This window comes from Klebsiella sp. CN_Kp088 (genome assembly GCF_040064335.1).
Taxonomy (GTDB): domain Bacteria; phylum Pseudomonadota; class Gammaproteobacteria; order Enterobacterales; family Enterobacteriaceae; genus Klebsiella; species Klebsiella aerogenes.
Genome location: NZ_JBEAIQ010000014.1, coordinates 42,253 through 55,257 on the forward strand (window position 1 = coordinate 42,253; position 13,005 = coordinate 55,257).

Annotated in this window: 11 protein-coding genes and 1 pseudogene; 1 reads left to right on the forward strand and 11 read right to left on the reverse strand. The window is 55.7% G+C overall.

What is annotated here, in order from left to right:
* Nucleotides 1-6: 6 nt before the first annotated feature.
* The 9 genes from gabD to ampR all read right to left on the reverse strand — a co-directional run bounded on the left by gabD (nt 7) and on the right by ampR (nt 11,000).
* Nucleotides 7-1,455: an NADP-dependent succinate-semialdehyde dehydrogenase gene (gabD, locus tag ABLV08_RS03765; RefSeq protein WP_015368063.1), complete on the reverse strand. Its 1,449-nt coding sequence runs from the start codon at nt 1,453-1,455 to the stop codon at nt 7-9.
* Between the two features lie 22 nt (nt 1,456-1,477).
* Nucleotides 1,478-2,746, reverse strand: coding sequence for an L-2-hydroxyglutarate oxidase (lhgO, locus tag ABLV08_RS03770; protein ID WP_182015131.1), 1,269 nt, complete (start codon nt 2,744-2,746; stop codon nt 1,478-1,480).
* Between the two features lie 27 nt (nt 2,747-2,773).
* Entirely contained in the window at nt 2,774-3,751 is a 978-nt protein-coding gene (gene glaH / locus ABLV08_RS03775; RefSeq protein ID WP_045380863.1) for a glutarate dioxygenase GlaH, read from the reverse strand.
* 262 nt (nt 3,752-4,013) lie between these two features.
* The gene (locus ABLV08_RS03780) at nt 4,014-4,718 is read right to left on the reverse strand and encodes an EAL domain-containing protein (protein WP_015704499.1); all 705 of its coding nucleotides are present in this window, start codon (nt 4,716-4,718) and stop codon (nt 4,014-4,016) included.
* 9 nt (nt 4,719-4,727) lie between these two features.
* Nucleotides 4,728-5,762 carry a fimbrial protein gene (locus ABLV08_RS03785; RefSeq protein WP_047042450.1) on the reverse strand — a complete coding sequence of 345 codons (1,035 nt, stop codon included), beginning with the start codon at nt 5,760-5,762 and terminating at the stop codon, nt 4,728-4,730.
* Between the two features lie 19 nt (nt 5,763-5,781).
* On the reverse strand, nt 5,782-8,307 hold the full coding sequence (locus tag ABLV08_RS03790; RefSeq protein WP_047054991.1) for a fimbria/pilus outer membrane usher protein: 2,526 nt from the start codon (nt 8,305-8,307) through the stop codon (nt 5,782-5,784).
* Nucleotides 8,308-8,397: 90 nt separating this feature from the next.
* Complete coding sequence (locus tag ABLV08_RS03795; protein ID WP_026612391.1) at nt 8,398-9,081, reverse strand: molecular chaperone; 684 nt, start codon at nt 9,079-9,081, stop codon at nt 8,398-8,400.
* Between the two features lie 55 nt (nt 9,082-9,136).
* Entirely contained in the window at nt 9,137-9,664 is a 528-nt protein-coding gene (locus ABLV08_RS03800; protein WP_015368070.1) for a fimbrial protein, read from the reverse strand.
* Between the two features lie 457 nt (nt 9,665-10,121).
* The gene (gene ampR, locus ABLV08_RS03805) at nt 10,122-11,000 is read right to left on the reverse strand and encodes a LysR family transcriptional regulator AmpR (RefSeq protein ID WP_348855585.1); all 879 of its coding nucleotides are present in this window, start codon (nt 10,998-11,000) and stop codon (nt 10,122-10,124) included.
* A gap of 142 nt (nt 11,001-11,142) precedes the next feature.
* On the opposite strand from ampR, the gene ampC reads away from it, so the two are divergent.
* Nucleotides 11,143-12,288: a CMY2-MIR-ACT-EC family cephalosporin-hydrolyzing class C beta-lactamase gene (gene ampC / locus ABLV08_RS03810; RefSeq protein ID WP_348855587.1), complete on the forward strand. Its 1,146-nt coding sequence runs from the start codon at nt 11,143-11,145 to the stop codon at nt 12,286-12,288.
* Nucleotides 12,289-12,553: 265 nt separating this feature from the next.
* On the opposite strand, the gene ABLV08_RS03815 is transcribed toward ampC, so the two are convergent.
* Both ABLV08_RS03815 and ABLV08_RS03820 read right to left on the reverse strand, forming a co-directional pair.
* On the reverse strand, nt 12,554-12,904 hold the full coding sequence (locus ABLV08_RS03815) for a DUF1493 family protein (RefSeq protein ID WP_149270714.1): 351 nt from the start codon (nt 12,902-12,904) through the stop codon (nt 12,554-12,556).
* Nucleotides 12,898-13,005 (reverse strand): annotated as a pseudogene (locus ABLV08_RS03820) (STM2901 family protein); the annotation flags it as partial. The gene ABLV08_RS03815 and the pseudogene ABLV08_RS03820, both read right to left, overlap by 7 nt.

Consider the following 13,005-nt stretch of genomic DNA (forward strand, 5'->3'; position numbering starts at 1 on the left):
CTCCTGTTAAAGGCCGATACACATATATTTGATTTCTAAATAGTCTTCGATGCCGTACTTCGAACCTTCGCGGCCCAGACCGGAGGCTTTAATGCCGCCGAATGGCGCGACTTCGTTGGAGATAATGCCGGTATTGATGCCAACGATGCCGTACTCCAGCGCTTCGCCGACGCGGAAGACGCGGCTCAGGTCGCGGGCGTAGAAATAGGCGGCGAGGCCGAATTCGGTATCGTTGGCCTGGGCAATCACATCGGCTTCATCTTTAAAGCGGAACAGCGGCGCCAGCGGGCCGAAGGTCTCTTCTTTCGCCACTTTGGCGCTGCTCGGGACGTTGACCAGGATGGTGGGCTGGAAGAAGTTGCCGCCCAGCGCGTGCGGTTTGCCGCCGGTGACGATGCGCGCGCCTTTCGCAAGGGCGTCGGCAATATGTTCTTCGACCTTAGCTACCGCTTTATCATCGATCAGCGGGCCGGTGGTGACCCCGTCCTGCAGGCCGTCGCCGATGCGCAGCTTTTCCACCGCCTGCTGCAGTTTCTCGGCGAAACGGTCATAGACGCCGTCCTGTACATACAGACGGTTGGCGCAGACGCAGGTCTGCCCGGCGTTGCGGAATTTCGACGCCAGCGCCCCTTCGACGGCTTTATCGAGGTCGGCGTCGTCAAAGACGATAAACGGCGCGTTGCCGCCGAGTTCTAACGACACTTTTTTGATGTCTTTCGCACACTGTTCCATCAGCTGGCGGCCAATTTCGGTCGAGCCGGTGAAGGAGAGCTTGCGTACCAGCGGGTTGCTGGTCAGTTCGTTGCCGACGGCCCCGGCGGAACCGGTGACCACGTTAAATACCCCGGCGGGAATACCGGCGCGATTCGCCAGTTCGGCCAGCGCCAGCGCGGAAAACGGCGTCTGGCTCGCCGGTTTCAGAACCATAGTGCAGCCGGCGGCCAGCGCCGGGCCCGCTTTACGGGTGATCATCGCCGCCGGGAAGTTCCACGGGGTGATGGCGGCGGTAACGCCGATGGGCTGCTTGATGACGATCAGGCGCTTGTCGGCCTGATGACCGGGAATGGTATCGCCGTAAATACGCTTACCTTCTTCCGCAAACCATTCGATAAAGGAGGCGGCGTAGCTGATTTCGCCTTTGGCTTCCGCCAGCGGTTTCCCTTGTTCGAGGGTCATCAGGCGGGCGAGATCGTCCTGGTTCTCCATCATAAGATCGAACCAGCGGCGCAGAAGCGTGGCGCGCTCTTTGGCGGTCAGGGCACGCCAGGCTGGCAGGGCGCGGTTGGCGGCTTCAATGGCTTCGCGGGTTTCGTCGGCGCCCATTTTCGGCACGCTACCCAGCTGCTGGCCGTTGGCGGGGTTGGTCACCGCAATCACGTCACCGTTTTGCGCATCGCGCCACTGGCCATCAATTAGCGCCTGCTGGCGAAACAGAGTTGCATCTTTAAGTTGCATAATCGCTTCCTGTCTTAAGGGGTTAACGAGTAAAAGCGGCGTGTAGTGTCTCCACGCTACGTGCCGCACGCAGCGTGCGTCCGGGATTGCTCTGGCTTGCCAGCAGGGTTTGCACCTTGCTGACGATGTGCGCGCCGATCGGGATAGCCGACGTGGCCGCCGGCGACGGCGCGTTACAGGTGTGGATGGAACGCGCGGTAGTGACAAAGAGGAAATCGTCGATCAGCTTGCCCTGCGGCGATACCGCCTGTGCCCGCACGCCGGCAGGCCACGGGCGCAAATCGCTTAATGTCAGGCTCGGGCAGTATTTCTGCACCAGCCGCAGATAGCCGCTTCTGCACAGCGAATTCTTCATTTCGCCAAGCCCGGAGCGCAGGTTGTTTTGCAGTACCCGGCGTATACCGGGCGAGGTCAGGATCTCAAGGGTATCGGTCAGCGAGATATCGCGTTTACGGTAGCCTTCGCGCTTCAGCGCCAGCACCGCGTTAGGGCCGACGGTGACGCTACCGTCGATCATGCGGGTCAGGTGGACGCCGAGGAACGGCATCGCCGGATCGGGGATCGGATAGATCAGATGATTGACGATCTGGTTGTGCTGCGGCGCCAGTTGGAAATATTCGCCGCGGAACGGGCAGATGATAAAGCCGGGATCAACGCCAATCATTTTCACCAGCCGATCGGCCATCAGCCCGGAGCAGGTGATCAGCGTCGATGCTTCATATTCACCGCCCTGCCGGGTGTGGACTACCACGCCGCTGGCGTGCTCTTTTAGCGCGCTAACTTCGGCATCGTAAACGATCGTTCCGCCTTTGGATTCGAAGATCTTCGCCATTGCCGCCGCCACGTCGCGATAGCTGACAATGCCGCTCGAAGGAACGAAGATCCCGCCCAGTCCGCTGATGTTCGGCTCGCGTTCGCGCAGCTCGCTCGCGCTCAGCCATTCGCGCTGCAGGCCGTTAGCGGCGGTGCGATCCCACAGCGCGCGCATCCGCTCCATTTCCAGCGGCGAGGTGGCAACCAGCATCTTGCCGCAGACGTCGTAGCGAATCGCATTCTGCTCGCAAAAGGCTTTGGTGGCGCGGTTGCCGGCGAGGCAAAACTGCGCCTTGAGGCTGCCGGGAGTATAGTAAACGCCGGCGTGGATAACTCCGCTGTTGTGACCGGTCTGATGGCAGGCCGGACCGGACTCTTTTTCCAGCAGGGCAATGCGGGCGTCCGGGTAAATCTCAATTAACTGCATGGCGGTCGACATGCCGATAATGCCGCCGCCGATAATCACGAAATCATACATCCGCTCAATTCCTTCGCCTGAGAACCCTTATTGATGAGTCTGGTAATGATTCGTGGAATACGCAAAGTAGCCGCGCTGGCGCATCAGTTCGCGACGCAGATCCGGATGCGGCGTAAAGCGGTCGCGACCGTGCAGCCAGAAAAGATTGTTTATCAACAGGAATTTCCCCACCGGCACCGGTACGGAAAGAATGTTTTTACTGGTTTCCAGCGCGTCGGAGAGGCGGCTCAGCCAGGTGCCTTCTTCGAAATCTTTCGGCTGCACAAACTGGTCGATATAGCGCATTACCGGGCGGCCCTGCTGGTCGACGTCGAAAACCGGATGGAAGACGTCTTTGCTGACGTTTTTGCTCGGCGGCGCGGCCCAGCGCATCGGACGGCGGGCCAGCGGATCGCGGAAGAATTCGTCGAGATGTTCCCAGTCATCCAGATGCAGCAGCAGTGAATTGCCGCCCTGCATGTTCTGTTCATCGATCTTCATCATCAGCACGTAGTCGGTAATTTCTTCGACATAGGTACCGTCATTGTGCAGCTCCATCACGCGGTGCGGCTGACGCAGATAGCTGTCTGAGTTATCGACGTTTTTCACTACAAAGCGGGCGTAATACTGGCCGCTCATGGCATCAAAGTTGGAACGGCCGATCAAATGCGCCACGGCGGTAGCCAGCTTGACCATCTCATCGGCCTGAGAGACGTTGTCAATGCCGATACCGTTGATCAGCAGCGCGCCCTCCGCGCGATTGAGCAGGGTGTTGATCAGCAGCGGCTGCAGCTGGTTGCCGCACAGATCATCGAGGATCTTCCCGACCTGAAAGCGCAAGAAGGATTTGTATTCCAGCGCCTGCACCGGCCACTGCGCGACCTGTTGAAGAAATTGCGCGGTCGTTTCGGCGGTGAAGGTCAGCTCCAGCAGACGCGGCGATTGCGCAGAGGGAGCGAAGGAAAAACCGGTGTAGCTGTGGGCCAAATCATCAGCATGAGGTTTTACGGCGGTCAGTGCATTCATCAGAATCATTCCTCGGGTAGAGTCAGAGAGTCGGGGTGATGCTCATTTCGTAGCCATAAATTAAAAATATCTACATTTTTGAAAAATGCGTATGAAATAGCCATATTGTTTAATTTTTGTGATCACTAGCAACAATAAGTTAACAATATGAGAAGCGAGGACAGACGAGGTGGGGAAAGAAAAATGCCAGAAAATTAATAAGTTGAAGAGAGGACGGACAGCCCGGATAGCGGGGGGAGTGGATATCCGGGGAAAAGCGGGGTTATTTCTCGACGCTGGCCACCAGGGCTTCAATGGTTTGTTCCCGCCAGAGAAGCCCCTGCAGGGCAAACCACGGCATGTTTTCCAGCCACTGAAGATGGGCTTCGGTTTCAATACCTTCGACGATCACCTGATACTGATTCGCCTGAAAATAGTGCAGGAGTGAGTCCATCAACTGCTGGCCGTTTTTCTTTTCCAGCAGGCTCCATAACAGGTTCTTGTCGGTCTTGATAAAACGAAAGGGTTGCGCCGTCAGGGCGGCGAACCCGGCGTAACCGGCGCCAAAATCATCCAGCCAGAAGGAGTATTTGTCCGTCAGGGCATCGATGGTCGGGGTGCGTTTCACCAGCGTGTTGGAAAATTCATTGACCTCAAAATGCAGGCAGCCGATGGTTTTCACACACTCGGCGATAAAATCATCATGCAGCATATGCAGCGTCGACTCGTCGACGTTGAGTGTGACCATGACGTCGTTCTGGCGGAACCACTGCTGATGCTGCCTGACCAGCTCAATTTGTTCGAGCAGGATGCGGGCGCGCAGTGATTCCGATGCCTCACTGAAAAACCGTTCTATATCTTGCGGACTAGCAGGCTCGTGATGAGCAAACCGGGTCAAACATTCTACCGCGATCATTTTGCCTTCGCGGTTGAACATCGGCTGAAATACATAGCGTAACCCGGTCGGTTCGGTGTTGGTCAGCGGCATTTTGCTTCACTATTTAAAGGTAACGTCGATATTGGCCGTCGCATTAAAGGTGCCGATTTTGGGCTTAACGCTTAGCCATTTCAGGCTGGCCAGGAAGTTGCTTTCTACCACGCTGCCGTTAATCATGCCCAACTGCGTCGGGGTATTCATGGAAAGCCAGGTCGTCGGCGCATCGGCGCGCGAGAGCAGGATGCCAAAACCGCTATCGTTGGATGGCAGAATGGTGTTGGTGTCCTGAGTCGGCTGCTGGGTGCTGAAGCTGGCCATTAAGGTCTGACCCTGGCAATCCTGGCCGGCGCCGGTCAGGTCGGCGCGGACGCTGAACGGAACCTGTTTCTCAATGGCGCCGACCACGGCATTGCGCGCCGGGATGCTGCCGAAGTTGACCGTTGAACCATTGTTCGCCGAGACGGTGATTTTCGGGTTGCAGGCGATAAAGCGGATGTTGCCAAGCCCGTTCACATAGGCTCGGAAGTTACTGCCTTCTTTATTATTCAGCCCGCCCACGCCATCAACCTGAAAGATAGCATAGGTGTTGGTATCGTTAATGGTGCCGTTGGACGGCGGCGGGTTACCGGTCGCCTTAATGTAGACCGAATAGGTCACCGTGAAGGTCTGCGAGATAGCTGGCGGTCGGCAGCGCCCGTTGCGGCGGTCGCAGACTGTGCCAGGGCCGATGTCGGTACGGCTACCTTTCACCGGTTTAATATCCGAACTCAGATAGGTCACCCCGACCTCCAAAGAGTTATGGATGCTCTGCATTCGGCCGAGCGGATCCCAGTACAGATAGGCATCTTCGCCTTCCGGATGGTTCTCGGTATCTTTACAGGTAAACGTCGAAGTAAACGTCGGTGAACGCCACAGCAGGGTTCCCGGCTTCAGGTTAGCGGTCGAAACGTTAATTTGATCGTTCAACGTAATAATCTGGCTGACTTCGGTACCGTTCTTCTTACAGCTCAGCGCAAAGCTGCTGGTGGAGAACAGCGCGCTTGAGAGTACCAGCAGCGTCAGCCCGGTGCGGGATAAGAGGTTAAACTTCGACATAACTAATTGTCCTTTCATGTTATTTACAGGTCAGGGAGACGACCTGATAACCACCGGGTTGATCGGCTTGAATAGCAGGTAACTCTGGCACCGTCAGGCTGCAGGAGGCGTCGGCATCGTCGCCCCATTTCATCTGCAGACGGTCGCCGCTCTGAACGCCGGACACGTAGGCTTCACCGCGGGTACCGACCACGCCGACATGTTCGCCGTTCTGGCCGAAGATATTGGCGCCAATCACCGGCACGCTGCCGTCCGCCAGTTTGGCGTGGATAAGCAGGCTCTGGCCGAGATGCGTTTCAAAGGTCACGCGGCCGATGGCGCGCTCGGTCGGCACGATATCTTTCGCCGCCAGCGGAATTTCAAGGCCGTTGCCGATATCCGAAGTACGCAGCGCGACGCGGTTGTGGCGATACGGCATCGCAGAAGTGAGCACCGCGTAGCCGAAGCGGTCAATTGCTACCCCTGGCTGGTTTTCCAGACGCACACCCTGCGCCCCTTTCGCTTTCACCACCACGAAGGTGTTCTGTAGCGGCTGCGACAGGGTGACGCCGCCGGAGTGCGCGACCACGCCGCCGGAGACGTTCAGCGAAGTCTGCTGATAGTTGTTGTTGTAGCTGTAGCCCAGATCGACGTTACCCATGCTGCCCAGATAACCCAGGTTGACCAGGCTGGTATCGCCGCCGTGCTGGGTGTGACCGCTCTGCACGAAGTAATTCATGCGGTTGTCATCAAGCAGCGTACCGCTCATCCCGGCGCTATAGCCGCTACCGCTCTGCTTGCTGTTAGAGGCGTTAAAGTTAACCGTGCTTTCGTGGTCCGGGCCAAAGATGTTGATTGGCACCGAGACGTTCAGGTTAACGCTGTTGTCGCTATAGCCGTAGTTACTGCGGCTGTTCTGGTAAAACACGCCGACGCTGACGCGATTCCAGGTGGTGTTGAAACCGGTCTGGATGGTGCGGTCGTAAGCGGAAGTGTTCCAGTAGTTCTGACGAATAAAGGTCGCGTACAACGAAGCGCCGGCGATGTGCTGGTTGACCGTCATCTCGACGCGCTGGCGTTTGTTGTTGTATTGCTGCGAGTCGTAGTAACGACGGCGCTGGTTTTGCGTCGCCCAATCCGGCGCGCCGGTTTTATCGTCGCTCTGATCGTAATACTGGGTGTGGTAGAAACCGTTCTGCCAGTTGTTACGTTCAGCTACCGCGTCGGAGAAGTCATAGAAGCCTGACGTCGAATAACGGTAGCCGGCGATCTGCACGTCGGTACCGAGGGTGTTGAGCGATTTGGAATAGAGGAAGCGCACGCTGGCGCCGCGTTTGTTCTCGCCGGAAGCCAGATCGGTATCAGACCATGAGGCGTCAACGGAGGCCGCCCCGTATTCGCCCATGTTTTTACCCAGCCCGACCACGCCGGAGCGATAGTGCTCGGCCATGATAATCCCGCCATATGGCGTATAGTCGGAGCCGGCGCCATGCGCGACGGTGCCCTGGATAAATTGCGGCTGATAATTATTGGTGCCGTCGTGATATTTACCCGCGGTCACCTGATACTCCCAGATCCCGTCGCGCAGCATATTCGGCACGGAGGAGTAAGGCAGGGTGAAGCTATGGCGTGAGCCATCCGCCTCGATGACCGTTACGGCTAAGTCGCCGCTGAGGGTGCTTGGCGAAATATCGGTCAGCGCGAACGGTCCCGGCGGCACCACGGTGCTGTAGACGGTATAGCCGTTCTGGCGCACTTCGACGCGGGCGTTGGTATTGGCGACGCCGCGTACGACCGGCGCGTAGCCGCGGCGGCTGTCCGGCAGCATTTCCGGGACGCTGGAAATCTGCGCGCCGCGGAACTGGAAGCTATCGAACACGTTATTATTAGTGTTGCTCTGGCCAATCTGAATACGGCTGCGCCACGAGGCGATATCGGTTTCCGCCCAGGTGGAAATCGGGTTCCACTGCTCTTTTTGCCCGGTCTGTTTTGACAGGGAAGAGTTGTTGCGAAAACGCCACGCGCCGACGTTAAGGCCGTTATTGAGGGTCAGGAAGTAGTAGTCGCTGTCCTGTTTGCTGCTGCCGCTGGAGAAACGGGAGTGGCTGCCGCTGAAAGCGTAGTTAACGAAACCGGCGTTGATGCCGTCGTCATAGACCAGCGGCGAAATCTCGCCCTGTGGTCGCGCTTCGAGTTCGGTTTGCGGTACGGAAATGTTCAGCTCCTGCAGCGCGGCGTTCCAGCTCACGCTACTGCCTGGGATATTTTTTACCAGATCGTAGCAGGCGCTACTGCCGGCGGTGTCCGGTACCAGAACGCCGTATGAACGGTAGCTGTCGGCATCTAAACAGAAATAACCCGGGGTGTTAGGCGTATCTTTTTTAAATTCGATTTCCCGGTGATCGACGCGATTTTTATTCAGGTAAATATCGAAGGCATATTTACCTGGTAAAATATCGTCGCCGGTAGAGAGGTTTTGCACCAGCGAGGCGTTATTCGCCCCGCGGATGAAAGAGGTATTGAATTGCTCTTCGGCATTGACAAATGGTGTCGCCAGTAATGACATTGTCGAGGCGTAAACAGCAAAGCGAACGTGCTGCGCCAGACATCCAGGGATCGTCCTTATTTTATTATGGCTAGCCATTGTATTGCTCTCTTACTGAATGCGGATATCTTTAATTTCCGTATGTCCGCCAAAATCATTGATAAAAGTGAATGACATCTGATCCGCTGCCGCCGCGCCGGCTGGCAATTTGATGTTCAGAGAGTCCATGGGTTTAACCATGTCAGCATTCACTTTCCAGGTCTTCGCGCCGCTCTTCAGCGTCAGTACGCCGAAAGTCACGTGCAGCGGACCTTTGTTAGTCACGACCAGATCGTTACCTTGCTTACGCCAGGTCAGGGCCTGCGCTTCCTTTTGCAAGGTGGTTTTCAGCGTGGTAGGGCGGTAGAACAGCTTCACGCGGGTACGGATCGCAATCTGCAGTACGTTTTCTTGTTTCGCCGAAGGCGGAATTTCCTGCACGTTAATCCAGTACACGGTTTCGCGGTCGGTCGGTAATCCGCTGCCGGAATAAACAAAGCGCAAAATAGCGTCTTTATTGCCCGCCAGTTTTAAAATCGGCGGAATAGCCTGCATCGGTAAATTGGTTGGCGTTGCGGTGGCGTCACCGGTATCAAGCCAGGTCTGAACCATCCATGTTTCATCGGTATCATTGTGAATGGATAACGCCGCAGATTTTTCCCCGCCGTTATAAATAACCCGAGTCTGATCGACCTGAATACCCGCAAAAGTATCCAGCGAGACAAATAACAATAAAGCGGTTAATAACTTTTTCATTTCACGTTCCAAATAATGGTACCGGCCATCCATGGCCAAAAACATTTATCCGTAATTATTTGTACTCGATGGTAAAGGTGGCGTTTGCGTTAGCAGAGCCAGCTTCCACGGTTTTCAGGAAAGATTTGTAGCGAGCTTTCAGATTGAATACCGCAGTGCCGCTGTTGTCGTCAGACGCTGCAACGTTAACCCACGGGGAGTTGTCGTCTGCGCTCTGGTTGATCGGGACGATTTTTTCGTCGTTGGTCAGGATTTCGATACCTACGCCTTTCGCGTTATCAACGGACAGCAGGTTCGGGTTACCGGCAACGGTCGCACCGTCGAAGCGCAGGGAGTAATCACCGGCTTCACATTTTTCCAGGTTGATGGTGAACGCTTTAGAAGCGGTAACATCGCCAACAGCGTTGAACGCGGTAGTCGGGTATTTACCGATGAAAACGTCTTTGTTCTGGTCGGTAGAAGTCACAGTACAGGTTGACTGGATGATTTCACCGGTGAAGTTGACCTTGCCGTTAACTGCGTAAGCACTGGTGGCGGACGCGGACAGGATCAGTGCTACAACAGGCAGTAATTTCTTATTCATTTTAACTCCATGTACTTAAGGGGATAACCATAGTGGTAATCAAACACGGCAAGCGAATACCGTGCAGATGGGTATCCAGATAACCTATGTTGGCGTGTTGATCGCGATGAAATATACAGCAACAGTTTTCGCGTTTTGATTGCTTCGGTGACTTAATTACAGAAAATTAATAGACATAAACGATGCACTTGATCGGACTTATCTGATATTGGCAACCATAATAATTTTATGGTCAGCGGGTGGCTGGAGAGGATGTTATGGGGACGGGTAATTAATTAAAATGTTGTTTTTAAAGTTTTTTATTGTTTTTGTTTATCAGGGGGAAAACGTTTCTGCGCAGGCAAGGGCAAATTAAAAACGCTGCATAATCCAGCGCTATGCATAATGTGTAAGCGTTATTTCCAAATGTTTCCTATTTCCTTCGGGAGCTCTTCTGATGGCGCATTACTCCGCCGAATTAACCCCCTTTTAAGGCCTCCGCCAGCCAGCGGGAAAAATGCAACATTGCCGGCGTTTCCGGACGCGATTGCAAACGTGTCAGCCAGTAGTTGCCGAGATCGATATGAATCTTAAACGGCTGCACAATGCGTTTTTCTTCCAGCAGATGGCTGAACATTTTTACCGGGGCGATAGCCACGCCTAAGCCTGCCTGCGCCGCTTCCAGCATGGTCACTGATGAGTCGAAGACAATAACCCGATGGGTTGGCGAAGGCGGAAGTTCTCCCGCTGCCTGCATCCACGCCGACCATTCGTCGCGGCGATAAGATCGCAGCAGGGTAAACTGCAAAATATCCTTCGGATGATGTATCCGGGCGGCTAACGACGGGGCGCACAGTGCGGAGAGCGGGGCGGCGCACAGATACTGCGCAGCGGTATCGTGCCAGGCGCCGCCGCCAAAGCGAATCACATAATCCAGCCCCTCGGCGGCAGGGTCGACGCGATTATTATGGGTGGATATCTGCAAATCGATATGCGGGCACTCGCGCCAGAAGGTTGGCAGCAGCGGGAACAGCACGCCTGTGGCGAAAGTGCCGACTACGCCGATCTTGAGCTTCTCCCGCGCCTGGTGACCGGTGAAACGGTCTAGCATCCCGGCAATCCTTTCAAACGACTCATTGAGTACCGGTAACAGGCCTTCGCCTTCGGTGGTGAGCTTGAGGCCGCGCGACACGCGAACGAACAGCTGACAGTTAAGATGTTCCTCCAGCGTCTTCACATGCTGGCTGATAGCGGAGTGGGTGACGTTGAGCTCAATCGCCGCGCGGGTAAAACTGAGATGCCGGGCGGCCGCTTCAAACGCCCGCAGTGAATTGAGAGGAAGATAGCTGCGCGTCATAACATTATCCGTTAGAAAAACTAAAGCCTGCTGCTAAATTTAACAGTTTGTCAGCGCAGTGCAAAACACCGACACTGAGCGCGTCTGAAGGGCCCGGACGAGAATGGATATTGAGCGAGAACCGATAATGGAAAAATACTTCATGATGAAAAAATCCCTTACAGGCGTACTGCTGCTGGGCGCCTCATTTTCGACTTTTGCCGCGCCGCAAACGGCGGAGCAGCTGCGCGAAATGGTCAATCAGACCATCACGCCGTTAATGAAAGAACAGGCGATACCGGGCATGGCGGTGGCGGTGATCTATCACGGCAAACCCTACTATTTCACCTGGGGCCAGGCCGATGTTGCCGGGCAGCGTCCGGTGACGCGACAGACGTTGTTTGAGCTGGGCTCTGTTAGTAAGACTTTCACCGGCGTGCTGGGCGGCGATGCGGTGGCGCGCGGTGAAATTAAGCTCAGCGATCCGGCGCAGAAGTACTGGCCGCAGCTCACCGGCCAGCAGTGGCAGGGGATCTCGCTGCTGCATCTCGCCACCTATACCGCAGGCGGTCTGCCGCTGCAGGTGCCGGACGAGGTGACGGATGAAGCGGCATTACTGCGTTACTATCAGAACTGGCAACCGCAGTGGGCGCCGGGTAGTAAACGGCTGTACGCCAATGCCAGCATTGGCCTGTTCGGCGCGCTGGCGGTGAAACCTTCCGGCATGAGCTTTGAACAGGCGATGAGCCAGCGGGTATTGCAGCCGTTAAAACTGAGCCACACCTGGATTAACGTACCGCCCGCCCAGAGCAAGGACTACGCCTGGGGTTATCGTGACGGTAAAGCGGTACATGTTTCGCCGGGGCAGCTGGACGCTGAGGCTTATGGCGTGAAGTCGAGCATTGAGGATATGGCGCACTGGGTGCTGGCGAATATGAACCGCGAGGCGGTGCAGGATAAAAACCTGCGGCAGGGGATCCAGCTGGCGCAGTCGCGCTATTGGCGGGCTGGGGAGATGTATCAGGGGCTCGGCTGGGAGATGCTGAACTGGCCGGTGCCGGCCGAGGTGCTGATTAACGGCAGCGATAATAAGGTAGCGCTTGCCGCGACGCCGGTAACGGCGGTCAAGCCGCCCGCGCCGCCGGTGAAGGCCTCCTGGGTACATAAAACCGGCTCCACAGGCGGATTCGGCAGCTACGTGGCCTTTATCCCGCAACAGGATCTCGGCATCGTGATGCTGGCGAATAAAAGCTACCCCAACCCGGAGCGGGTGAAGGCGGCGTATCATATTCTTGAGGCGCTGCAGTAAGGATGTTTGTGCTGCGCTTAGCGGGGCCAAGGTGGCGCTAACTGAGGAAAACCCCGGTGGCGCTTACGCTTACCGGGGCTACGGGTTGGCACTAGCTGGGAAAACCCCGGTCGTGCTTACGCTTACCGGGGCTACGGGTTGGCACTAGCTGGGAAAACCCCGGTCGCGCTTACGCTTACCGGGGCTACAGGTTGGCACTAACCGGTAGCCCGGATAAGGCGCAGCGCGCCGCTATCCGGGACAGGGCCACTTTATTTTCAAACAACTAACGATACAGCCATCTCCCAGCCTGTGCTGACGCAATGAGCGTCGCGAGTGTTAACGGCTCCGGTTTGTGCGGAGAAATGCGTTTGGATTTCGGTAATAGGAAATTAGGGAGGAAACCCTGTTCGGGAGGCCAATAATTAAAAAAATCAAATGTATCTTGCTTCACATTAAACTGGAGGAAATAGGATTTCATGATGTCATCGCCACTTTCTCTGGCCCAGGGATAATCGCCCGTATTGAGTGATAAATCCGCATTCACCTGCTGCTTTTTGCCGGTAAGTGTCGGCTTGTTCCATTGTGTTTCATACCATGCCAGAACGGCTGCTGCGATATTGTCTTGATCTACCATAATTTATCGTCACCTCTGGCAATGGCGTTGTATCTAGTGGTTGCTTTTATTGATACATAAATTACATCCCCTGTCAGGTAAATAATCCCGAGGATGGGTAT